The 23,626-nt window shown below is 45.6% G+C and carries 17 protein-coding genes; 9 read left to right on the forward strand and 8 right to left on the reverse strand.

Going from position 1 to position 23,626, the window contains the following annotated elements; translation table 11 throughout:
• Window positions 1–5: 5 nt before the first annotated feature.
• Window positions 6–2,621: a glucosidase gene (locus HHL16_RS03735; protein ID WP_169423796.1), complete on the reverse strand. Its 2,616-nt coding sequence runs from the start codon at window positions 2,619–2,621 to the stop codon at window positions 6–8.
• 665 nt (window positions 2,622–3,286) lie between these two features.
• On the opposite strand from HHL16_RS03735, the gene HHL16_RS03740 reads away from it, so the two are divergent.
• Window positions 3,287–6,262, forward strand: coding sequence for a sensor histidine kinase (locus HHL16_RS03740; RefSeq protein ID WP_169423797.1), 2,976 nt, complete (start codon window positions 3,287–3,289; stop codon window positions 6,260–6,262).
• A 197-nt stretch (window positions 6,263–6,459) separates the two neighbouring features.
• Entirely contained in the window at window positions 6,460–7,092 is a 633-nt protein-coding gene (locus tag HHL16_RS03745) for a response regulator transcription factor (protein ID WP_169423798.1), read from the forward strand.
• A 63-nt stretch (window positions 7,093–7,155) separates the two neighbouring features.
• On the opposite strand, the gene HHL16_RS03750 is transcribed toward HHL16_RS03745, so the two are convergent.
• The 3 genes from HHL16_RS03750 to HHL16_RS03760 all read right to left on the reverse strand — a co-directional run bounded on the left by HHL16_RS03750 (window position 7,156) and on the right by HHL16_RS03760 (window position 9,389).
• Window positions 7,156–8,421, reverse strand: coding sequence for a chromate transporter (locus HHL16_RS03750; RefSeq protein WP_169423799.1), 1,266 nt, complete (start codon window positions 8,419–8,421; stop codon window positions 7,156–7,158).
• Window positions 8,422–8,567: 146 nt separating this feature from the next.
• The gene (gene nadD, locus HHL16_RS03755) at window positions 8,568–9,143 is read right to left on the reverse strand and encodes a nicotinate (nicotinamide) nucleotide adenylyltransferase (RefSeq protein ID WP_169423800.1); all 576 of its coding nucleotides are present in this window, start codon (window positions 9,141–9,143) and stop codon (window positions 8,568–8,570) included.
• Between the two features lie 18 nt (window positions 9,144–9,161).
• The gene (locus tag HHL16_RS03760; protein ID WP_127132643.1) at window positions 9,162–9,389 is read right to left on the reverse strand and encodes a FeoA family protein; all 228 of its coding nucleotides are present in this window, start codon (window positions 9,387–9,389) and stop codon (window positions 9,162–9,164) included.
• A 227-nt stretch (window positions 9,390–9,616) separates the two neighbouring features.
• Here HHL16_RS03760 and ybeY point away from each other — a divergent pair, with 227 nt between their 5' ends.
• Complete coding sequence (gene ybeY, locus HHL16_RS03765) at window positions 9,617–9,985, forward strand: rRNA maturation RNase YbeY (protein WP_240965766.1); 369 nt, start codon at window positions 9,617–9,619, stop codon at window positions 9,983–9,985.
• A gap of 58 nt (window positions 9,986–10,043) precedes the next feature.
• Here ybeY and HHL16_RS03770 read toward each other — a convergent pair whose 3' ends face one another.
• Complete coding sequence (locus HHL16_RS03770) at window positions 10,044–10,778, reverse strand: hypothetical protein (protein WP_169423802.1); 735 nt, start codon at window positions 10,776–10,778, stop codon at window positions 10,044–10,046.
• Window positions 10,779–11,677: 899 nt separating this feature from the next.
• Here HHL16_RS03770 and mnmG point away from each other — a divergent pair.
• Window positions 11,678–13,540 carry a tRNA uridine-5-carboxymethylaminomethyl(34) synthesis enzyme MnmG gene (mnmG, locus tag HHL16_RS03775; protein WP_206022245.1) on the forward strand — a complete coding sequence of 621 codons (1,863 nt, stop codon included), beginning with the start codon at window positions 11,678–11,680 and terminating at the stop codon, window positions 13,538–13,540.
• Between the two features lie 60 nt (window positions 13,541–13,600).
• Here the strand turns inward: mnmG and HHL16_RS03780 are convergent, their stop codons facing one another.
• Window positions 13,601–14,077 (reverse strand): GAF domain-containing protein, encoded by a 477-nt coding sequence (locus HHL16_RS03780; RefSeq protein ID WP_169423803.1) that lies wholly within the window; start codon window positions 14,075–14,077, stop codon window positions 13,601–13,603.
• A 266-nt stretch (window positions 14,078–14,343) separates the two neighbouring features.
• The gene (gene nadA / locus HHL16_RS03785; protein WP_169423804.1) at window positions 14,344–15,354 is read right to left on the reverse strand and encodes a quinolinate synthase NadA; all 1,011 of its coding nucleotides are present in this window, start codon (window positions 15,352–15,354) and stop codon (window positions 14,344–14,346) included.
• Between the two features lie 578 nt (window positions 15,355–15,932).
• Here nadA and HHL16_RS03790 point away from each other — a divergent pair.
• The 5 genes from HHL16_RS03790 (at window position 15,933) to HHL16_RS03810 (ending at window position 22,553) form a co-directional block, all read left to right on the forward strand.
• Window positions 15,933–18,074 (forward strand): peptidylprolyl isomerase, encoded by a 2,142-nt coding sequence (locus tag HHL16_RS03790; protein ID WP_169423805.1) that lies wholly within the window; start codon window positions 15,933–15,935, stop codon window positions 18,072–18,074.
• 443 nt (window positions 18,075–18,517) lie between these two features.
• Window positions 18,518–19,024 (forward strand): DUF2480 family protein, encoded by a 507-nt coding sequence (locus HHL16_RS03795; RefSeq protein WP_169423806.1) that lies wholly within the window; start codon window positions 18,518–18,520, stop codon window positions 19,022–19,024.
• Window positions 19,025–19,131: 107 nt separating this feature from the next.
• Window positions 19,132–20,517 (forward strand): cytochrome ubiquinol oxidase subunit I, encoded by a 1,386-nt coding sequence (locus HHL16_RS03800; RefSeq protein WP_169423807.1) that lies wholly within the window; start codon window positions 19,132–19,134, stop codon window positions 20,515–20,517.
• Between the two features lie 17 nt (window positions 20,518–20,534).
• Window positions 20,535–21,569 carry a cytochrome d ubiquinol oxidase subunit II gene (gene cydB, locus HHL16_RS03805; RefSeq protein ID WP_169423808.1) on the forward strand — a complete coding sequence of 345 codons (1,035 nt, stop codon included), beginning with the start codon at window positions 20,535–20,537 and terminating at the stop codon, window positions 21,567–21,569.
• Between the two features lie 351 nt (window positions 21,570–21,920).
• Entirely contained in the window at window positions 21,921–22,553 is a 633-nt protein-coding gene (locus HHL16_RS03810) for a hypothetical protein (RefSeq protein WP_169423809.1), read from the forward strand.
• Here the strand turns inward: HHL16_RS03810 and corA are convergent.
• A complete protein-coding gene (gene corA / locus HHL16_RS03815; protein ID WP_169423810.1) occupies window positions 22,521–23,624 on the reverse strand; it encodes a magnesium/cobalt transporter CorA in 1,104 nt (367 codons plus the stop codon). The two genes, HHL16_RS03810 and corA, sit on opposite strands and share 33 nt — an antisense overlap.
• Window positions 23,625–23,626: the final 2 nt, after the last annotated feature.

The raw sequence follows: 23,626 nt of genomic DNA on the forward strand, positions 1-23,626 counted from the left end.
TAAAGTTACTGCTTATTCAGCTCTTTGATGAGGGATGCTACGAGGGCCGTCCAGCCTGTCTGATGCGAAGCACCCAGTCCACTTCCGTTATCGCCGTGGAAATATTCGTAGAACAGCACCAGTTCTTCATTGCCCGGTTGTTTGTAGAACCAATTGTAATTGCCGTAGATGGCACGATTGCCTTCGCCGCTATTTTCAAAAAGTTGTACCAGACGGGCAGTGAGTGCATCGGCCACCTGATTGAGATTCAGCTGAACGCCGCTTCCGGTGGGATATTCAACCATCAGCTCATTTCCGTAAAAATCGCCGAAACGGCGGATACTCGAAATAATGATGTAGTTGATCGGCATCCACACCGGCCCGCGCCAATTGGAGTTTCCTCCGTAGAAATCTGAAGTGGAGTCGCCGGGATCGTATTGAATATGGTAGTTGGTTCCATCGATCTGAATGCTGAACGGATGGTTCTCGTGATACTTGCTCAATGCACGGATACCACCATCAGAAAGGAACTGCGCTTCGTCGAGCAATCTTTGCAGCAGCTGCACCAGCTTATCGCGCGGAACCAGCGACAGCAATATCTGATCTCCTTCTTTCTTTTCTTCGTTCGGCCAGAAGCGGCCGTTCTTCAGTCGGTAATTTTCAAACCAGCTGATGCGTTTTTTGAAATCGCTCAGTTTATCGAGTGTTTTCTTTTCGATGATGGATACTGCAAAAAGCGAGGTCAGTCCAACAATGGAGTATACGCGCAAATGCAGTGGTGTAGCGCCTGAGAGCGAAAGTGTATCGTAAAAGAATTTGTCTTCGGCATTCCACATTCCCTGTTCATTGAGCGCTTCGGCGATGAGTACGAAGTGTTCGAAGAAGCGAGTGGCGGCGTCTTCAAAGGAATCGTCTTTCATGGCAATCTCCAAAGCGATCTCCATCATGTTGAGTGCATACATGCCCATCCAGCTGGTGCCGTCTGCCTGTTCGAGCTGCATGGCGCCGGGTATTACACTGCTTCGGTTGAACACGCCGATATTGTCGAGGCCAAGGAATCCGCCTTCAAACATATTATTGCCGTTGGGATCTTTCCGGTTGATCCACCAGGTGAAATTCACGATCAGCTTTTGGAAAACCCGTTTCAGAAATGCAATATCGCCTTTGCCTGTATTGCTCTTTTCAATGCGATACACCTGCAATGCAGCCCAGGCTTGCACGGGAGGGTTCACATCACTGAAGTTCCATTCGTAAGCGGGAATTTGTCCATCGGGTTTCATATACCATTCGCGCATGATCAGCGTGAGCTGATGTTTGGCGAATGTAGGATCTACCATTGCCATGGGGATGCACTGAAAAGCCAGGTCCCATGCGGCATACCAGGGGTACTCCCATTTATCGGGCATGGAAATGATATCCTGATTTTTGAGATGCTTCCAATCGTGATTGCGTCCGGTGAGTTTGCCGGGATTAACCGGACTGATACCGTCGCTCGATGTAAGCCATTTTTCCACATCGAAATGATAGAACTGTTTATTCCACAGCAATCCGGCCAATGCCTGCCGTTGTATGTTTCTGGTAACCGGGTTCGGATTATTGCCGAGCAGTACATTGTAATAATCGTCTGCTTCTTGTTTCCTTTTGGTGAACTTATCGGTGAAACCAACGCCAAACGGACTTTCCAGCGATTTATTACTCAGTCTGCAATAGATGGTTCGTTTACCGCCGCCTTCGATATGATAATTGTATACAGGTGCAAAGCGGGTTCCGGATTTCTTCTGCTGCAGCGCTTCGATATGTTCTTTTCTGATCACTGCATTGTGGAATGCATCTTTGGTGAAGATGCTGTGATTGGGTCTGCCGGCTACAATCTCGAAGTTGGTTTCGTTGTCCGTCATCCAACCATCGGTGGGTGGCTCATAATAAAAGTAGTATCCGCCGAGTCTTGGATGACTGGCTTTTACCGAATGAGCGTCCCTTCGGGTGATCACCGGTTTCTTTTCGGAATCATCTGCCTGCCAGCGATTGTAAAACCAAAGCATGGGAAGCACGGTAATATCGGCCCCTTCGTGATAGCGGTTGGTGATGTCTATTTTGATGCAGATATCTTTCGCGCTTTCTTTTGCATAGGTAACCAGCACATCGAAATACTGATTGTTGTTGAACACACCGGTATCGAGTATCTCGAACTCCGGTTCCAGCCTGCTTCTGCGGCGATTCTCTTCAATCAGTTGATCATATGGAAATGCCTGTTGCGGATATTTGTACAGGTACTCCATATAATAATGTGTAGGCAGATTATCGAGATAGTAGTAAAGTTCTTTCACATCTTCTCCGTGGTTACCCTGATAATTGCCGAGGCCGAATAGCCGCTCTTTCAGAATGCGGTCTTTGCCATTCCAGAGAGCTACGGCGAAACAAAGGTTTTGGAAGAAGTCCGAAATTCCAGCCAGTCCATCTTCGCCCCAGAGGTAGGCGCGGCAATGGGCGTGATCGAAGGGAAAGTATCCCCAGGCATCACTGTGCTGACTGTAATCTTCACGAACGGTTCCCCATTGTCTTTCGCTCAGATAGGGGCCCCATTGTTCGAGGGGAATCTTTTTGGAAGCGTTTACGGTTAATCGCTGATGTTCGGCACTCATAACTGAAAATAGTTAATATGAAAACCAGGCGGGCAATCGTGGCCAATATATCGGCAAGTGTACCATGAAATTAAGGGATTGCGTCTATTACCCGAAACAAAAAAGCCTCCCCGAAGGAAGGCTTGCCTAAACTATTCCGTAACTACTACTATGATTAGAGAACCCCGCTGACTAAGTTGAAAAATAAGGAGTGCCGGACACCCTCACCGGCACCCCTCAACGCACAATTCATTCTTACACAAAACCTCGCTTGCCTGTTATAGCTTCTTTTGATTTCTGATTAGCGAACCGACCGTCAATCATTAATCCATTGCAAAAATGCAAACTCCTGCAAAATCCTGCAATAGCATAATGATGTGAGAAATCGGTTCTGCACACTGCTGCGATTTGATTTTTGATAATAGCGGTATGATTCCGTCAGAATATTCTTCCACTCATCCCCCAAATCTGCAATGCTTACTACTAAGTGGTATCACATATCTGTGTGGTTTTTCAGGTTCAAAACCCCGAAAAAATGTGGAGTTGGTTATTTTTGATCACACCCGACGGGTGTATCACTTCAACAGTATCGATTGGTTCGTGTAATCACTTATACATGCGTGTTTTTGCTGCTTTGTTTGTCTGTAACCGGACAGCAGCCATCGCATCCTTTCAATCGGCTGAGCATGAAGGATGGATTAGCCTCCAATCATGTATATTCCATATTGCAGGACCGGAAAGGATTCATGTGGTTCGGAACTGCGCATGGTCTTCAACGTTACGACGGACGGAAAACCGTGATGTACCGATCTCCTGCCGGCAATGCCAGATACGTGCCCGGCAGCAATATCAATCAGCTGCTCGAAGATACCAGCGGCCTCTTCTGGATAAGACCCGATGGCGAAGTTGGTTTATTCAATCCGGAAACATTCCGTTATCAGAAAGTAGCGATCCATACTTTGCGCGAAGTGCCGCCCCGCGCAGATTACAGGCTGTTTCAAACATCCACTGGCGCTGTTTTTCTGTTGATCACCAGATACGGCATATTGTATTTCGATCCCAAAAGCAATGCATTTGTAGAAGACAATTCGCGCATACAACTTCCTCCGGACTGGAAGCCCATCAACATGACGGAAGATCCACAGAACGGAGATTACTGGATCGGATGCGAACCCGGCCTCGCCATTTTCAGGCCATCCACCAGAGAAGTATTTTATAAAGATCACAACCCCCATCATCATCCGCTGCTTTCGGATAAGCAATTTCACCAGCCCTTTACTGCCTTGTTCATCGACAAGCAGCAACGATGCTGGTTTACCACCTGGCCATCCATCAACGAAGCATTCTATTGTTTCGACATTCGCTCCAATAAATTGCTGCCGTTCACCGCCGGCCTTGAAGACAGAGACAATGTCTACGGCGAACTTCACCGCTACTTTCAACACAGCAAAGGTGGCATCTGGGCTTCGGGCCTGATGGTACTGCACGAGTTCGACAGCACACAGCATAGATTTCAACGTATCCGCGATGAACATATCGATGATTTCGGTATCCGTTTCGAGAAGGTCTGGCAAATGATTGAAGACCGGGAGCAAAACATCTGGATTGCCACCGACGAAGGCATTTTTATTTTCAATCCGGAACGACAGTTTTTTCACACTACCAGTTATTCGTGGTTCAAAGGAGCCGTTACTTCAAAAAGGCTGGCACTGAAATGCATTGTCGAGGCAAGCAATGGGAATATTTACGGTGGCAGCTGGGGTTGGGGCAGTTTCAGTTGGGATGCCGATCTGAATGCGATTCCCAATAATATCATGAACAGCAGCATTGCTGATAAAGACAGAGGGTATTACTTACAGTGGAGCATGTACGAAGACTCCGTAAATCACAAACTCTGGATCGGTTGCCAAAGCGGGCGACTGATTATTTATGATCTTAAAACCAGGCAATCCTCCTTCTATATAGTGCCGTCCATCGATGAGAAAACCATTCGTCAGATAACCCGTGATGAAAACGGCAATATCTGGCTGGGTACGCAATATGGTCATCTTCTGAAATGGAGTGCTGATGCGGGTTACGGCGGAGGCTTCATCAAAGGTTTTCATCTTGCTGCAAACTTCGGAACCATCATAATAAAATTGCTTCCGGTTAATAATCATCTGTGGATCGGTACACATAACAGAGGTTTGCACAAATTTGATATGTCTTCAGAAAAAGTGATCAGAACCTACCATTCGAAACTCAGTGAAGGACAATCATTGCAATCGGATATTGTAAACGAGCTGATGCAGTACAACGACAGCATTTTGTTTGTTTCCACGGGGCAGCTCAACAAACTCAACACCCGCAACGATAGTATCCAGATCATCGGTGCAGAGCAGGGACTTCCTTCTTCGAGCATCGGAACGCTGGTGAAAGACCATGATGGCAATCTCTGGATCGGACTGATGAACGGCATTGCGCGTTATCATCCGATACGAAAAAGCTTCACGCTCTTTACACAGAAAGATGGAGTAATCAATGGAAACTTCGAATGCGATCTGCTCAAACGTAATGGGGATGTGGTTTTCGGCAATCCTCATGAAATTGTCGTATTCAATCCGCAGAACCTATACATAAAAGCTCCCCCGCTGGAAGTGCAGATAACCGATTTCAAATTATTCAACAGTTATCTTCCGGCCGATTCTATTCTTAAACTGAAAGAAGTAAAACTGGAGCATACGCAAAACAGCATCACCATCGAGTTTGCCACGCTCAGTTATCTGCAGCGCGACAAAACCACTTATTTCTACATGCTCGATGGGCTGGAAAAAAACTGGATCAGGGCCGATCTCGGATTGTATGCAAACTATTCCATGCTTCCGCCGGGCAACTATGTTTTTAAAGTGATGTGCCGTAATGCCGATGGCATCGATTCTCCCAATATCACTACATTAAAGATTGTAGTGCAGCCGCCTTTCTGGCAAAGCTGGTGGTTCATCACATTGCTTGCCATGCTGGTGGCGGCGCTCGTGTATATGATTCACCGGTTCAGGCTCAACCGGGTATTGGAAATGGAAAAAGTACGCACCCGTATTGCGCGCGATTTGCACGATGATATGGGCTCTACACTCAGCACCATCAACATACTCAGTGAAATGGCCAAGATGAAAGTGAACAACGATGCGGCAAAAACAGGCGAGTATCTCAACAAGATCAGCGATAACAGCAGCCGTATGATGGAGGCAATGGACGATATAGTCTGGAGCATCAATCCCAGCAACGACAGTATGCAAAGGATCACGGCACGCATGCGCGAGTTCGCAACAGGCGTACTCGAAGCACGCAATATAGAATTCAGCTTTCGGGTAGACGATCAGGTGCAGGATCTGAAACTGAATATGGAAGCCCGCCGGGATCTTTTCCTCGTTTTCAAAGAAGCCGTGAATAACCTGGCGAAATACTCATATTGCAAAAATGCTGATATAAGTCTGCGCGTGATAGATCATACACTTCTGCTTCGCATTGAGGATGATGGCATCGGCTTCGATCCCAATAATGCTGACAGTGGAAACGGACTGAACAATATGCAGAAGCGGGCACAGTCGCTCAAAGGAACCCTGCAGATTCTGTCCAAACCCGGAAAAGGAACAACGGTTTTGCTGGAAGTGCCGGCTACCTGAATATCCATTCAGTAAAATTGTTCGCGCCCAACTATCATTAAATGATCAGTTCAATCAGCTAAATCCCGCACTGGTATTGATTTTCTGTGCATTCAGCGAGGAAATCAGCGTTTCCCCCCTTTCAATCTTTTTTACATGATCATGTGATTGTCTTAGGTAAACGCATTTATTAATTTTGCTTTATTAAACTACCGAACATGATCAAAGTGGTGCTGTATGAAGATAATCCCCAGCTTCGCGAAGGACTGACCATGCTGCTGAATGGATCGGAAGGTTTTGAAGTTACCGGTGCTTTCAGGAACTGCAATGATGTGGTGAAAGAAGTGGCTGCCCTGGCGCCCGATGTGATTTTGATGGATATCGATATGCCAGGCATTAATGGAATCGAGGGTCTCAGGCTGATCAGGCAATCGAATATGAATGTGAAGATTCTGATGCTGACAGTTTTCGACGATAACAAAAATGTGTTCGAAGCTGTGAAGAACGGAGCCAATGGATATCTTCTGAAAAAAACACCTCCCGCCAAACTGCTCGAATACATTCAGGAAGCGCATACCGGTGGGGCTCCCATGAGTTCGTCGATAGCAACGCAGGTGTTGAAAATGTTTTCGCAACTGCACAGCGATCCCCGCAGCGATTATAGTTTATCGGAAAGGGAGAAGCAGGTGCTGCAATTGCTGGTAAACGGATACAGCTACAAGATGATCGCAGCGGAGATCTACATTTCTATCGATACGGTTCGCAGTCATATCAAAAAGATCTATGAGAAGCTGCATGTGAATTCAAAGAGTGAGGCTGTAGCGAAGGCGTTTAAGCACAAGATAGTATGAGCAGGCTGAAACCCGCTGCTGTACTGCATTTCAGAATTATCGTTTATACATAGTTGTTAGTATCTACATCTCCGAGATCCAGCCGAGGAGAAAACAGATCAGTACAATTACAGGGGAAGGAAGTTTAGTAAATGAGAGTACGGCCCAGGTGCCGAGTATCACGCCGATATTGATAAGACTGACGGTTTTGAATTCGGTGATGGAAATATCTTTCATCATATAGGCGGTAGACGCCACCATTATTCCCACTACAACGGCATTGATCCCTTCAATGGCCCGGAAAACAACGGCATATCGTTGCAGGTTATGCCATATAGGAAAAAAGAATAATACCAATAATGCGCTGGGCAGAAATATGGCGATGGATCCGATCACGCAGCCGAGGATCTGCCAGCCGGTGCCGCGGTCGTTCATGGCCATTCCTCCCATAAAAGAAGAGATGGAAAATACTGGTCCGGGCATAGCACGCACAATACCTGCGCCGGTATAGAAATCATCGCGATCGATGCTGACCACAGCGCCTTTTTTCTCCTGATTTTTTCGGATCACACGTTCAGACTTCGGCCTTTCCACAAACTGTTCGTACATCATGGGGATAAGCACTTGTCCACCTCCGAAAACCAAACTTCCGAAACGATAGGTATTCTCGAAAAGGTTGAGTGGGCGGCGATTTGGCCAGTCGTTCTTCCGCGCGGCTTCCGACAGGATACCAGCAGAAAGAAACAGAAAAGCGAAGAGCCAGATATTTCCCCATTTGATCTGTTTGGGTGGCTCTCCTTTTTGCGGAATCCGTTTATCGCTGAGATTGGTAACTACGCCACCGGCAACGATCAGCAGTGGAAATACCCAGGGAGTTTTGAAAAGGAAGAATGTGATCACCGTACTAACGGGAAGGATCACACGAGTAATAGTATTGTTGATGGCCAGCCTGAAACTCTTTGTGGCAGCGAATGCCAGAAAACCTACGGCCATGGGTTGAATGAAATGGAAGATGGCGACGCTTTGCGATTTCTTATCGAAATATTCGAGCAGAAAAGAGAATGCGCCCATGAGAAAACAGGCGGGGAATATCCAGATCAGAAGGGTAAGGATGGCCAGCGGAATGCCGCCACGCTTGTATCCTATGAGTGTGAGCACTTGTGTACTCGATGCACCGGGAAGCAGCTGACAGAAAGAATTGTAATCGAGTACTTCTTTTTCCGTTACATCGTGCCGTTGGTGCACAAAGGTTTTCATCACCATTCCAAAATGGCCCTGTGGTCCGCCGAAGGCGGAAATACTATGCAGAAATACAGCCCTCAGAAAAGGAATATGTCTTAGCATTATCATGCAGACAGGTTCGGTTTTACTGTTCAATACGGAAGATCACTTGCTCACAAAACTTTGACGACGGAATTCCCGGGGAATTGTACAGAATATAAGTTAGTTCAAAATTTCTGAATATGACGTTGAAGCCGGAAAGGTAAAAAAATGCTTTAGTTCCGGTAATAATTATTCTGCTCAATTTCTTCCATTACCTGATCGGGAACGAGAAAGCGGATAGATTTTCCTTCTCTGATATTCTTACGTATATGGGTAGCCGAAATTTCGAGCAGCGGCGCATGCATTACAGTGATGTTGGCCATTTCGAAGTTATGATTCACTTCGTGGCCGGGGCGTTTGTAAATATAGATGGGGTAATGTTTGAGTATATGCTCATAGTTTTTCCAGCGTTCGATATTCTGGAAACTATCGCTGCCCATTATCACGGAGAATTCGTGTGTTGGGTATTTTTCAGCCAGATAGGCCAGGGTAGTTACGGTGTAAGATGGTTTGGGGAGGCGGAATTCTATATCGATGGCTTTGAGCTGAGGTTCAGCTTTGATAGCGGTTTGTACAAGATAGAGCCTGTGATATTCATTCAATAATCCGTTGGATGGTTTCAATGGATTCTGTGGTGAAACAACAAACCATACCTGATCGAGATCGGTTTCCTGAACCATGTAACTGGCGATGATCAGATGACCGTGATGTATAGGATTGAATGAACCGAAGTATAACCCGATTTTCATGCAACAGTGTTAAGCAGATTAAGAGAGTTCTTCTACAAAGATATTTTCTGCTTCGTTCAAACGTAAACTCAGGCTGTATCCTGCTACACTGATCGAGATCGGATCACCGAGAGGTGCAATCTGATCTATCCTCACCAATTCTCCGGGAACACATCCCATTTCCATGAGCTTCAAAAAAAGATCATTGTTTTCAAATGAGAGTATTCTTGCTTTACGCCCTGAGTCCAATTCTGAAAGTCGTTTCATCTCTTAATATTTATCACATTGATAACCAAAAGGAGGCGTATTCTGTTCGCAGCTTGCTGCAGTTTTTGCCCCGTTTTGAACCTAAACATTCTACATTCAGATTCAACAGCAAATGTAGCTTTGTATTCCTGAATAAATTATACGAATTTCGAAAAATGATGATAAAACATACGGCCAGCGTGACTTTCCATTTTGCAGAGCAGACTAGCCTGACCAACCGGACTGCCTTGAAATCATTCATAATCGACCTGTTTAAGAAAGAAAAGAAGAAAGCGGGAGAACTGAGTTTTGTGTTCTGCTCAGATGCCTATCTGCTGGAGATCAATAAACAATACCTCAAGCACAACTACTACACGGATATCATCACTTTCGATCTGTCGCAGACGCCTGGGGTTATTTCCGGGGAGCTTTACATCAGTGTAGACCGGGTGAAGGATAATGCCCAGAACTTCAATGTTTCATTTAAGGAAGAATTGCACAGGGTGATTTTCCATGGAGCCCTTCATCTTTGTGGATACAAGGATAAGACGGAGAAGGAAGAAGCTCTGATGAGGAAGATGGAAGACAAATACCTGAGACTATATTTTGCTAAATGATCCCTGCAGTGCAGGGATTTTTTTTGATAGGAACAGATCCTACTGGCCCGGTTCTTACTTACTGCCCTTGCTCATCCCCTGCTTTTTTCTTCAATTGTCTCTTAGCGATTGCCGGAAGTACAGCTTCAACGGAGAGTTTTACACTATTGAGAAGTAGGCATTTCAGCGGGTACTTTTCATTGCATGCGAACATATCTCCCTTGTTGAGCGCATCAGATTCCCGGTCTTCCTGAAGAATGAGTCCCTTTTCTGAGACTGAATAGAGGTTGCTGGTCATGAACATAGCGGGCACACCCTCCTTGTAATAAGTGCGGATATTGGAAAAGTAAAGAACATAGTTGGCCTTTTCCTTTGTTGCCAACTGCATAATGCTGGCCTTATCAATCGTAAATGGAGGAATTATCTGGAAGGTTGAATAAGGTTCTTCTTCATTGAACTGGAAGCTATAGACTCCTTCGGAGTATTCAGCGATGAGATTGGCAACTCTCCAGGCGGCCAGTCCACCCTTTTTCGACTTTGCGAGTTCGGTAAGAATGATTGCTTTAAGGTCTCTTTCATCAGCATTGGTTGAATCCTTCAGGGTAAGTAAAGTAGCTTCCATCTCTCTGATACTTGCCTGATAAGTACGGATATACTCTGCCCGGATACTATCAATATCCTTCGCCAGGGTTGGGTGTACCAGCATGGTATCAGGCTGAACGATAAGGAGTTTAAAGGGTTTTATCTGATTCTGCGCCTGAACAAGTCCACAGACCAGGAAATTCAGCACAATAAGAAACAGGAACTTCTTCATTTGAAATATCATTTAAGTGCCAAAGGCAGGTAAATTATCAGGGATAAAAGGGTTTTCCCTTTGCTAAATTAGGTCTCTGAAATGATTTCCAACCACTGGATCTCCCTTTCCCCGAACTCTTAACACCGCCCTATATGGTCAACTCACTAAACACCTTAAGGATGGAGGTACAAATACATACCTGAAACCTCAGTTCTTCCAAACGGATATCATACATTTTCCCTCCTTCCTCCCCGGGACCAAGAGGATAATCCCAGAGAATCAATCCCCAATCATTCACCTAAACCACCTGAACTAAACTATAGTGAGTTAAAGTGCCAGACCATTCTACCATCCAATAATCCATCTCCCTATCTAGTTCCACGTGGAACATTCCACAGAAGTTTCCACGGGATTAATACCTCAAGCATAAATAAATAAGGGTAATACAAAGAGTCCGCTTTACACCACAAGAACAACATCCTCATCATAAGAGAGAACCCAGAGTAAATAAACACCCTTATCAAACCGGTCTCATACACTCCTCAATCTGGGATTCCGCAAGAGTTAGGTTTCAAGGAACAAAGCTAAGAGTCAGAATTAAAAAGTCTTCCTTAGAAAGAACCTGGGCTTCCTAAGGAAAGTGAGGTTAAATACCCAACCATATAATCCCATTATCTACTTCCAGGAATGGAAACAAAGGGTTTCAAACCTCCATCCTCAGAAGAAGAAAGCCATCTTTCACTCAAAACAGGAGGATACGAAACGAAAGACATTAAGGGTATCAGGTAATTTTACAGAATCCGACCACTCTCCTCTTTCCTATAAATCCATCCTCGTCTTCGATATTCCACACCTTAGTTTCAAGTTCCACGTGGAACATTTCACGCTCTTCCATTTCATTCATTTAATTTTGCACCATGATATTCCCAACATATGATGTTATAGTGGTTGGTGCAGGACATGCAGGATGTGAAGCCGCAGCCTCTGCCGCCAACCTTGGCTCTAAGGTTTTGCTCATCACCATGAACATGCAGACCATTGCCCAGATGAGTTGCAACCCTGCCATGGGAGGTATTGCAAAAGGACAAATCGTGCGTGAGATCGATGCCCTCGGTGGTTACTCTGGTATAGTTACCGACCTTAGCATGATCCAGTTCAGGATGCTCAACAGGTCTAAAGGTCCTGCCATGTGGAGCCCCCGTACTCAAAACGACCGCATGCTTTTCGCTGCTACCTGGAGAGAAAAGCTCGAACAAACTAAGAATGTAGATTTCTATCAGGATATGGTTCGCTCCATCATCATCAAGGATGGCAGAGCTGCTGGTGTAGTTACCGGCCTTGGCCACTCCATTAACTCAAAAGCGGTGGTAGTTACCAGCGGAACCTTCCTTAACGGAATCATCCATATCGGTGAGAAACAGTTTGGAGGTGGACGTGTTGCTGAGAAAGCAGCCACCGGTATCACCGAACAATTGGTTGAACTCGGATTTGAAGCAGATCGCCTCAAGACCGGAACCCCTCCCCGTGTTGATGGAAGATCCCTCGATTACTCCAGGATGGAGGAGCAAAAAGGTGATGATGAAATCACCGGATTCTCTTACACCAATACTCCGAAACCAACCAGACAGATCAGCTGCTGGATCACCTATACCAATCAGAAAGTACACGACCTGCTGAAAACAGGTTTCGACAGAAGTCCTATGTACTCCGGAAGAATTGAAGGAACCGGTCCGAGATATTGCCCAAGCATCGAAGACAAGATCAGCCGCTTTGCTGAAAGGGAACGTCACCAACTCTTTGTGGAACCCGAAGGATGGAATACCTGCGAGATCTATGTAAACGGATTCTCTACTTCCCTCCCCGAAGAAGTACAGTACGAAGCTTTGAAACAGGTTCCCGGTTTTGAGAACGTGAGAATATTCCGTCCGGGTTATGCCATTGAGTATGATTATTTTCCACCTACTCAGCTTACGCATTCCCTCGAAACAAAACTGATCAGCAATCTTTTCTTTGCCGGACAGATCAACGGAACTACCGGATATGAAGAAGCTGCCTGCCAGGGATTGATGGCTGGTATCAATGCACACCAGAAAGTAAGAGAACTGGAACCGGTTATTCTGAAACGCAGTGATGCTTATATCGGTGTACTCATCGATGATCTTATCAGCAAGGGAACCGAAGAACCATATCGCATGTTCACCTCACGCGCCGAGTACAGAACTTTGCTGAGACAGGATAATGCAGATCTCCGATTAACAGAACTGAGTTATCGTCTTGGACTTGCTTCCCAGGAAAGAATGGACGCCGTTATCACCAAGAGGAACGGAACAGAAAAGATCAGGCAGCTGATGAAAGAAATTTCAGTAGATCCGCTGGAAGCAGATCCTTTTCTGATCGCAAACAATTCTGCCCCAATGCCGCATAAGCAGAAATCGATTCAGTTGCTGCTTCGTCCGAATATAACATTGTCAGCAATGATCGAAGCAATGCCTTCGCTCGCTCCTCTGAAAGAATTTGCTCCGGAGATTATCGAGCAGGCAGAGATCCAGATAAAATACGATACCTACATCGAGAAAGAAAAAGAGATCGTGAAAAAAATGAGTCAGCTCGAAGATCTGATGATCCCCGAGAATTTCGATTACGACAGAGTTTCTGCTTTGTCGAATGAAGCGCTTCAAAAATTCAAAAAGATTAAACCCAGAACATTGGGTCAGGCAAGTCGCATCAGCGGAGTTAATCCGAGCGATGTGCAGATTCTGATGGTGTATATGGGAAGATAGATTTCTCTCTGCAAAATATAGCGCCGGTCGATTCATTTCGGCCGGCGCATTTTTTTAGAATCAGTTCCACTCGATGAGTGAAATAATTTCTTCGAGATATTGCTGATCTGTTGTGTCGAATTCTTCGAGCGAAGTACTGTCAACATCGAGTAGCGCTTTTACAATGTTCCCACGGATCACCGGCACAACTATTTCCGATTTCGATAAACTGCTGCAGGCGATATGTCCGGGGAATTGTTCAACATCCGGCACTATCAATGTTGTTGCCTCTTTCCATGCTGCGCCGCATACTCCTTTACCATAACGGATACGCGTACACGCAACTGGTCCCTGAAATGGTCCGAGCACCAGCTCTTCGTTTTTCACGATGTAAAACCCCACCCACAACCATCCGAACTGTTCTTTCAGAGCGCCTGAAATATTTGCAAGGTTTGCAATGAGATCCGGTTCTCCTTCGAGCAATGCTTTGATCTGTGGAACAAGCGCTTTGTACTGCTCTTCTTTTGTTCCGGAAATGATATGAAGATCTTCAGCCATAATTCCTGATTTACTGTTTCTGAAAAAATATCAGTCTACAAATTTAATAGACTTATCCACATTATTCACCATTCGATTTCGAAAACATCTTCAGACAGCTCAAATTTCTCTCCTTTCACTATTTCACACCGAGATACCCACAACTTATATTCAAAGGTCTAAAAACAGCTTTAGAATAATCGGAGAAGGCATCCGGATGTTCTGCGTTGATGCAGAAAAAACAAAATCGAAATGCTGCTTTTCCACATTTTCTGTGGATAATTCTTCTACAATCCGTATCTGGCGCTGATTTCAAGCATTCTGTCGATCGGTTTACGCGCTGCCTGGCGCAAAGTTTCGTCCATGTGGATCTCAGGCAGCTCATATTTCATACACAGATATAATTTTTCTAATGTATTCAGCTTCATGTGTGGACAATCATTGCAGGCACAGCTGTTGTCTGGTGGTGCGGGAATGAAAGTTTTTTCGGGAGAGGCTTTCTGCATCTGATGCAGTATGCCGGTTTCTGTTGCCACGATGTATTCTGTGCCGCTGTCTTCCTGAGTGAATTTCAGCAGGCCTGTTGTTGAACCGATGTAGTCTGCATGACGAAGCAGTGCTTCTTCACACTCAGGGTGTGCGATCAGCTTTGCATTCGGATGACGCACTTTCAGTTTCAGGATCTTTTCGAGACTGAAGATCTCGTGCACCATGCATGCGCCATTCCACAGCACCATATCCCTACCCGTTTTTTTCACCAGATAAGCCCCAAGGTTCTTGTCGGGTGCAAAGATGATCTTCTGATCGGCGGGAATGCTTTCAACGATTTTTTGGGCATTGCTCGAAGTGCAGATGATATCGCTGAGCGCCTTGATGTCGGCAGTGCAGTTGATGTAGGAAATCACCAGGTGATCGGGATGCTGCTCTTTGAACTTCCTGAATGCAGCCGCCGGGGCACTGTCGGCCAGTGAACAACCCGCTTTCAGATCGGGCAGCAATACTTTTTTGTTTGGATTGAGGATCTTGGCAGTTTCAGCCATGAAATGCACACCCGCAAAAACGATGATGTCCGCATTGGTTTTGGCTGCTTCCTGCGCAAGGCCGAGACTGTCCCCGATATAATCCGCCACATCCTGGATATCGGGCTCCTGGTAGTAGTGCGCGAGCACGATGGCGTTCTTTTCTTTTTTCAATTTTTCGATCTCCGAAAAAAGATCGATCTGCGGATCTACATCGATGTCGAGAAAACCTGCCTGCTCCACATTTTCTTTTGCAAAACCTATGTTGATATCTCCCATAGTATTCTATATTAATTAATTATTTTTATAAAAACCCTATTACTATTACGGCTGTGGATTAGTGGATAATTCCTCCACGTTAAATTTTGGTAAAGTTACAACAACGTGTTTATCCACAGTTATCCACAATTCCTTCACATTCAATAATCTCCGTCTGTGCTACATTTCCGGCTCTTTTCCACTTTGGTGGATTAAAAATGCACCCGGATAAAAACATACCTCTCAACAACAAATTTTTCTGTTAGTTGGTGTGGAATAACCTGGGGTTTATGTACACAGTCCGGAAGGCCGGACGACTCTTCGAAACTTACAACCCAACAATCCACGGTTGGCGATGTGCAAAAACCGGGGTTATCCACACAAAAACATGGTTATTAACGACCCTGCGGGGAAACTGTTTTCACGGCACAGTTTCACGGTTTTCCTAACCGCCTGCAAATTGGTGTGGAAAGCCGAAATTTCAAAATCGACAAACCCTTTGGTGATGCTGCTTTTACGGTTTTTTCCACAGTTTGTTCATAAATGTATTTCCCTTATTTTTGCCATCCGTTTCAAAAACCGTACGGACTTATATCACTATGTCAGTTATTCAAACTATCCGCGACAAAGCCGCGTGGATCATTATCGCTGCGATTGCGCTAGCCCTTATCGCCTTTATTGTTCAGGATGCTTTCCAGGGCCGCGGTGGCGGACTCTTTGGAAGTTCAAGCGACGTTATTGGAAAAGTGGACGGAAAGAAAATTGATGCGTACGAGTTTGATAAAAGGTATAGAGCTGCAGAAGCAAACTACCAGGCACAAAACTATCCTGTTGATGAGCGTCTCCGCCAGCAGATCCGCGATGGTCTCTGGAATGAGTATGTAGAAGATGCTATCCTCAGCAAAGAATTCGACAAACTGGGTTTTGCTCAGCTTGGCAAAGATGAGCGTGGTGATATTCTTTATGGTGTAAATCCTCCGCAGGTTCTCCGCCAGCAGTTCACCAATCCTCAGACCGGCCAGTATGATGCAACAGCTGCTCATCAGGCGATCTCCCAACTTAAAAAGAACAGTGCTCAATATAACAGCTTCTGGGGTGAGTTTGTTCCGGCTCTGGAAAAATCGAGGATGAAAGAAAAATTCGTTTCTCTCATCGCTTCCAGCGCTTACACTCCAAAATGGCTGGCAGAAAAGATCAATGCCGAAAACAGCCAGGTTTCTTCTATCTCTTATGTAAATGTTCCTTATGCTTCTGTTGGAGACTCTTCAATTAAAGTTTCTGATGAAGATGTTCGTGATTATGTGAATAAACATAAAGAAATTTATCAGCAGGAAGAAGCAAGAGGTATTGAATATGTATTGTTCGATGCTGCTCCTACAAAGGCCGACAGCGCTATCTCTTATGATGCAGTTGCCAATGTGAGAAACGAATTCGGAACCACTGCAGAAAAAGATATCGATCAGTTCCTCTCCCGCAACAACAGCGAAACGCCTTTCTTCAACGGATACATCCTTGGCTCGAACATCAAAGTTGCTCAGGCCGATACTATCAAGAGACTGGCAGACGGAACAGTGTATGGTCCTTACCTCGATGGTGGAAACTATACCCTCGCAAAAATGATCAGCCGCAGATCAATTCCTGATTCTGTAAAAACAAGACATATCCTCATCAAAATTTCCGATCCTCAGGCCGGACCACTCAGAACCGACAGCGCTGCAAAAGCACTGATCGACAGCATCACTGCTGCTATCCGCGGCGGAGCAAGCTTCGACAGCATGGTGGTTAAGTACAGCGACGATCCGGGCAGCAAAGACAAACATGGTGAGTACGAATTCTCTTCTCTCCAGTTTGGAAACCTGAGCAAAGAATTCGCTGAAACAGTTTTCTACGGAGCTACCGGCGACAAGAAAACTGTGAAAGTCGAAAACCAGGCTTACAGCGGATACCATTATATAGAAGTACTCAGTCAGAAAGGAATCGGAACCGGATATAAAGTTGCGTACCTCAGCAGACCAATCATCGCAAGCCCCGAAACGGTGAACGGTGCTTCACTTGCTGCCGCTACTTTCGCTCAGGAGAGCCGCGACAAAAAATCTTTCGACGACAACGTGAAGAAGAAGAACCTGAACAAATATCCTGCAATGGATATCAAGCCGCTGGAATCCGGAATTCCTGGTCTCGGTGAAAACCGCGAGCTGGTGACCTGGATGTTCAGAACTGCAAAAGTTGGTCAGGTTGCAGAGCACCCTTATCAGATCGGCGACAAATTTGTAGTACCTATTCTCGCAGCTGCTTATGAAAAAGGAAATATGTCGGTAGACCGTGCAAGACCACAGGTTGAATACAAAATCCGCAATCTTAAAAAAGCAGACGAGATCATTAAGAAAGTAGGAAGCGCCAATACACTCGATGCCATCAGCAAAGCTGCCAACCAACCTGTACTGAGAGCAGACAGCATTCAGTTCAGCAATCCGTTTGTAGCCAATGTTGGTAACGAACCTAAACTGATCGGTGCATCTTTCAACAAAGCGAACCAAACAGCAGTGTCTTCACCGGTTGTAGGTGAGCTGGGTGTGTTCTATGTGAAGATCGACAACCTCGGTGCACAGCCAAACCCCAACTTCGATGTTAAGCAGGTTCAGCAAATGATGAATCAGCAACAGAGAATGGCAGGAATGCGTGTACTCGATGCACTGAAAAAATCAGCAGACATTAAAGATTACCGTATCAAGTTCTTCTAAGAAGTCCAAAACGGTTTTACAATATGAGCGGCTCCGGAAGGGGCCGCTTTTTTTTGCGTTCGACTCATAGAAACTAAAAACCGGCAGCCCTACCCTTTACCTTAATCAGAATACTGCAATCAAAAAACTTCCGGCTGTTGATTGTAACGGCAATAGCGGAAGAAGAGTACAATACTGCAGCTTCGCATACATAATATATAATAAGGAGCGTCCAGTAGTTGAGCCATTTACCTGCGGAATCGTTTTTTGAGGCAAAAGGCCCATTTTTCGAAAATTTTTTCGCCTTCGGCGAATTTTAGGCTCCTGCCAGACAAAACGCACCCCGCGAAATTTTCTAAGTGACTGTGGATAAACGTGAACAACCACTGAAAACCCGAGAAAGATCGCCGGATTTAGCAACCATTTGAACCTTACCTTTGTTATTACAAGTGAAATAATACGGCATGAGCGAAGAGATTATCAATAAAGTTGCGCAGAGCGGCCTCATCACACTGGATCTGGAAGAATACTTTCCGAAAGAACCGATTGTAGTTTTTGATCTGAAAGACCATCTTTTCATGGGAATGATCCTTAAAGAGAAAGACTTCAGAGCTGCTTTGCAAGCCACAGACTGGAGCGCATACCAGGGCAAACTGGTTGCAGTGACCTGCTCGGCCGATGCCATCATTCCCATGTGGGCATACATGCTCATTGCGTCTTACCTCGGTCCGGTTGCAACCGGCATCGTTTATGGAGACGCCAATTCAGCCACTCAGCAATTTCTGGTTCAAAAGATAGCAGCAATACCTGCAGCAGAATTCACCGATAAACGAATTGTAGTGAAAGGATGCGGAGACAAAACGATCGGAGAAGCCGCCTATCTCACCATCGCCGCCCTGCTTCGGCCAGTGGCCAAAAGCGTGATGTATGGGGAACCCTGCAGTACTGTTCCTATCTTCAAAAATAAATAGTTGTAATAGCCGGTGCCAATGCATCGGCTTTTTTTTGCAACCGCCTTATCCTGCACTTCCGGTAGTGCGGCACCGGAACATCGTACACGGATTAAACCGCTTTCAATATGGACGTTGAAATCTTAGCACGCGTACAGTTTGCCTTCACCATTGCATTTCACTACATCTATCCGCCGATGAGCATCGGCCTTGGATTGCTGCTGGTGATCTATGAAGGACTCTATCTCAAAACCGGCGATAAGAAATATGAAAAGATCGCCCGGTTCTGGATAAAGATCTTCGCACTCATCTTCGGTATCGGAGTAGCCACGGGCATCATCATGGAATTTGAATTCGGCACTAACTGGGCCACCTACTCGAAATATGTGGGTGACATTTTCGGAAGCGCCCTCGCTGCTGAAGGCATCTTTGCTTTTGCACTGGAATCGGGCTTTCTCGGCATCCTCATCTTCGGTTGGAACCGTGTTGGACCCAAAGTGCATTTCTTCTCTGCCCTCATGGTTTTTCTGGGATCGATGTTCTCTGCAGTTTGGATTGTTGTTGCCAACTCATGGCAGCAGACACCGGCCGGATACCATATCGTAGGAGAAGGAATGAACGCCCGCGCCGAAATCACCGATTTCTGGGCGATGGTTTTCAATCCATCCAGTGTTGAAAGACTCACTCACGTATGGATCGGCGCCTTCCTCGCCGGCGCATTTCTGGTATTGAGCGTGAATGCCTGGTATATTCTGAAAAAGAAACACCTCGATATAGCCATCAAATCGTTCAAAATTGCATTGGTGGTAGCCACCCTGTCTTCTCTTGCGCAGCTGGTGGCGGGCCATGCAAGTGCAGATGGCGTAGCAAAAAATCAACCCGCAAAACTCGCAGCCCTCGAAGGGCATTACGATACTTCGGCCAAAGCCGACCTCTACCTGATAGGGCATGTAAACAATAAAACGCAGAAAGTAACAGGCATCGGCATTCCGGGCGGACTGAGCTTTCTGGTGTACGGAAATTTCACCGAGCCGATCAAAGGACTGAATGCATTTCCTGAAGCCGACCGACCCAAACAAGTGAATGCTATTTTTCAGTTCTATCATATTATGGTGGCCTGCGGCATGAGCATGATTTTACTGACACTTCTCGGTTGCTGGTTCTGGTACCGGAAAAAATTATTCGATAAACGATGGCTGCTCTGGATTTTCGTATGGGCAGTACTGTTGCCTCAGATAGCCAATCAGGCAGGATGGTTCGCCGCCGAAATGGGCCGCCAGCCCTGGGTTGTATACGGATTGCTCCGCACATCCGATGCACTCAGCAAATCGGTGACCGCCAATCAGGTAATGTTTTCACTGATTCTTTTTCTGGCTGTGTACATGATATTGTTCCTGCTCTTCCTGTATCTGCTGAACAAAAAAATTCAGCATGGTCCTGTCGACTACGGAACCAAAGAATCCATCGACGAAGGATCTAAACGCGACAACCCCATTCTCGATCACCAATCATAACCACATAACTCATTTTTATGCACACATTTCTTGGACTTGACCTCAACATCTGGTGGTTCCTGATTTTCGGAGGCGTGATCAGTGGTTATGCGATTCTCGACGGATTCGATCTCGGCGCAGGAGCCCTGCATTTATTTCTGAAAAAAGAACAGAGCCGGCGGATCGCACTCAATGCCATCGGTCCGGTTTGGGACGGAAACGAAGTATGGCTGGTAATCGGCGGAGGTGCGCTCTTCGCGGGATTTCCGGTGGCATATGCCGCTATTTTCTCCGCATTCTATGTGCCCTTCATGATATTTCTGGTGGGCATCATCTGGAGAGCGGTAGCCATCGAGTTCCGAAGTAAAGAACCGATGGGCTGGTGGAGAAAAACATGGGACATAGTGTATTCTTTTGCCAGCATCACTATTGCGCTTTCGCTCGGGCTCATGCTCGGCAATGTTGCCTATGGCATTCCACTTAATAACGGCAAGGAATTCTCCGGCGACTGGCTTTCGTTCTTCAATCCGTTTTCGATACTGGTAGCCATCACTACCCTCGCGCTTTTTATGATGCATGGCGCCATTTATCTTACCATGAAAACTGAGAACAGGTTGTTTGCCAAACTGCATATACTTGCGAATAACTTCATCATATTCTTTGTGCTCAGTTTTGTGGTGACTACGTTGTATACGCTTTTGTACATTCCGCATCTGAGCGATTTCTTCAAAGAGAATCCGGTTGGGTTTATCATTCCGATACTGATGGTGCTGGCGATTGCTAATATTCCGCGACAGATCAAGAAAGGAAAATACAGGTATGCATTCATCAGTTCTTCGGTTACCATTGCGTTGCTGCTGATAATGGTGGCGCTGGAAGTTTTTCCTTATTTGCTTTACTCCAATTCAGATCCGGCGAACAGCATTACAATTGATAACGCCGCTTCTTCACCGAAAACTATGCGGATATTGTTGATCATGGCATTGGTAGGAACGCCGCTGGTGGGGATTTACACCAGTTTTGTTTTCTATACATTCAAAGGAAAAGTGAAGTTGGATGAGATGAGTTATTAGCAGAATCAATCTGTATTTTTGCGGATCAATTTCTTAAACCCCGATATAAAAAAAATTCTGACAGGCATTTGCTTCCTGATGATCACCTTATCAACTACAGCCCAGTCAATAAGCACCATCAATCCATATCTCACATTTGACTCAGATACTGAGCAAAAATTTTTCGAACAGATTAATACAGGTGAGCAACCTGATTATTTTGCATTGCTATTGATGATCGGAACAAAAAATCCTCCCACAAAGGCAAGATGCTTTTCTTTGATCAATAATTTCTTTGAGGAGTATCCAATGAAGGAATTCAATTCGGCAAACAAACTCAAAAGACTGCTGACCGAATCCGAATCATTTTTTTTGAGAGAACCCGGAAACAACAATACCACCTTTCAGGATTTGTTCGATAAGTTTGAGTTCAATGGAGCAACTGTTGCAGCGTTTTATGCCATGCTGCTGGATAACTTAAAGATCGATTATAAAATATACCTTGGCTCCATTCCATATGTAAAAGCATTTTATGGGGGTAAAGCGGTTGATTTTTATCCAAAATCTTATCCGGAATCAGATTATGCGTACATATATTCCAGCAAGGGCAGCTTCTACAATTACCTGAAAATCAGCAAAACCCATATTACGGAACAGGGGAAGAAAGATAATGTGGAAGAGCTTTTCAAACGTTATTTCTACGATACAGCAGCAATAAATCTGAAACAACTGGCGGCACTATTCTATATGAACAGGGGGATGGAATTTTTTTGGAAGAAGAACTATACAGAAGCTTACAGGCAGATGGAGAAGGCTTATTTTTTATACCCCTGTCATAGAGTAAGATGGTTTACCGGAATTTCACTCGGCGCAATTGTTACAAAAGGGAAATTATCGGAGGAAGAAAAAATACCTTATCTCGAACGTGGAGTGGAGCTCGGAGCTGTTTACAATCCGGATGAATTTCCAGAGCTAAAACCAGCCGCGTCTTCTAAACACCCATAACATCCAGATTGGAATAAACAACATAGCGCCTACTGCAAAGTAGAATCCCCACTTGTGGTGGATATACGGAATCACTTCGAAGTTCATTCCGAAAATTCCACCGATCACCGTGGCGGGAGCCAGCAGACAGGTAACGATGGCCATTACCTTCATCACCTCATTGAGTTTGAGGTTTACATTGTTGATATAGAGATCCTGCATACCCATTACGATATCGCGGTAGTTCTCACCGAGATCGTAGGCCTGCACAATATGATCATAAACATCTTTGAAGTACTTGGTGGTGCGATCGTCGAGCAGATCGCTTTCGCTGCGGATGATGCCGCCGACGAGATCCCGCACCGGTGCGAGGTTTCGCTTGAGAACAATCAGCTCTTTGCGGAGTTGATTGATGCGTGCGAGTGAACGGGTATTGCTTCTGCGGATCACTTCTTCTTCGATCATTTCAATCTGATCGCCCAGCTGTTCCATTACCAGAAAGTAGTTGTCTACAATCAGATCGAGCATGGAATAGAGCAGGTAATCGGCAGTGCGCTGGCGGGTTTTGCTGTTGGCCATATTGAGCCGCGAGCGAAGCGGATCGAATACATCCCTGTGTGCATCTTCCTGAAAAGAGATCACGAAATCTTTTCCAAGTACAATGCTGATCTGTTCTGTTTCTACCGTTTTTTTCTCCTGATTGTAGAAGAGCATGTTCAGCAGGCAGAAGAGTACGCCTTCCACTTCATCCATTTTCGGACGCTGATTGATGCTGAGAATATCTTCGATGAGGAGCGGATGGACGTTGTAGGTAGTGCAGATGGATTCAACGTCGGACTTTCGGAGGCCTTCGATATTGATCCAGGCGATGCGGCCGTCGTTCTTGAATTTTTTGCAGGGGCCAACTGCTTTGTAATGATGCACCTGAATGCTGGTAGCATCATAATCATACACGGTAACTTCTACATCTGTGGCTTCTTCGCGTTGAGGAAGCACGGTTGGGTTCACAGAAAGTATCTCCTTGGTTCGTTGTGTACCGAACAGGCTGTTCAGGTTCAGACCGAAATAACGGAGATACTTCTGCGGACTCATTG

Source organism: Pseudoflavitalea sp. G-6-1-2 (assembly GCF_012927185.1).
In the GTDB taxonomy this organism is placed as follows: domain Bacteria; phylum Bacteroidota; class Bacteroidia; order Chitinophagales; family Chitinophagaceae; genus Pseudobacter.

What these genes read in the sequence shown, in the direction of transcription:
- HHL16_RS03740 (WP_169423797.1), top strand. Translation starts at nt 3,287, where the DNA reads ATGAAGGATGGATTAGCCTCCAATCATGTATATTCCATATTGCAGGAC.
- HHL16_RS03780 (WP_169423803.1), bottom strand. Translation starts at nt 14,077, where the DNA reads ATGGCTGAAGATCTTCATATCATTTCCGGAACAAAAGAAGAGCAGTAC.
- HHL16_RS03795 (WP_169423806.1), top strand. Translation starts at nt 18,518, where the DNA reads ATGAGCGAAGAGATTATCAATAAAGTTGCGCAGAGCGGCCTCATCACA.
- cydB (WP_169423808.1), top strand. Translation starts at nt 20,535, where the DNA reads ATGCACACATTTCTTGGACTTGACCTCAACATCTGGTGGTTCCTGATT.
- HHL16_RS03800 (WP_169423807.1), top strand. Translation starts at nt 19,132, where the DNA reads ATGGACGTTGAAATCTTAGCACGCGTACAGTTTGCCTTCACCATTGCA.
- HHL16_RS03770 (WP_169423802.1), bottom strand. Translation starts at nt 10,778, where the DNA reads ATGAAGAAGTTCCTGTTTCTTATTGTGCTGAATTTCCTGGTCTGTGGA.
- HHL16_RS03750 (WP_169423799.1), bottom strand. Translation starts at nt 8,421, where the DNA reads ATGATAATGCTAAGACATATTCCTTTTCTGAGGGCTGTATTTCTGCAT.
- corA (WP_169423810.1), bottom strand. Translation starts at nt 23,624, where the DNA reads ATGAGTCCGCAGAAGTATCTCCGTTATTTCGGTCTGAACCTGAACAGC.
- HHL16_RS03745 (WP_169423798.1), top strand. Translation starts at nt 6,460, where the DNA reads ATGATCAAAGTGGTGCTGTATGAAGATAATCCCCAGCTTCGCGAAGGA.
- HHL16_RS03760 (WP_127132643.1), bottom strand. Translation starts at nt 9,389, where the DNA reads ATGAAACGACTTTCAGAATTGGACTCAGGGCGTAAAGCAAGAATACTC.
- nadA (WP_169423804.1), bottom strand. Translation starts at nt 15,354, where the DNA reads ATGGGAGATATCAACATAGGTTTTGCAAAAGAAAATGTGGAGCAGGCA.
- HHL16_RS03790 (WP_169423805.1), top strand. Translation starts at nt 15,933, where the DNA reads ATGTCAGTTATTCAAACTATCCGCGACAAAGCCGCGTGGATCATTATC.
- mnmG (WP_206022245.1), top strand. Translation starts at nt 11,678, where the DNA reads ATGATATTCCCAACATATGATGTTATAGTGGTTGGTGCAGGACATGCA.
- HHL16_RS03735 (WP_169423796.1), bottom strand. Translation starts at nt 2,621, where the DNA reads ATGAGTGCCGAACATCAGCGATTAACCGTAAACGCTTCCAAAAAGATT.
- nadD (WP_169423800.1), bottom strand. Translation starts at nt 9,143, where the DNA reads ATGAAAATCGGGTTATACTTCGGTTCATTCAATCCTATACATCACGGT.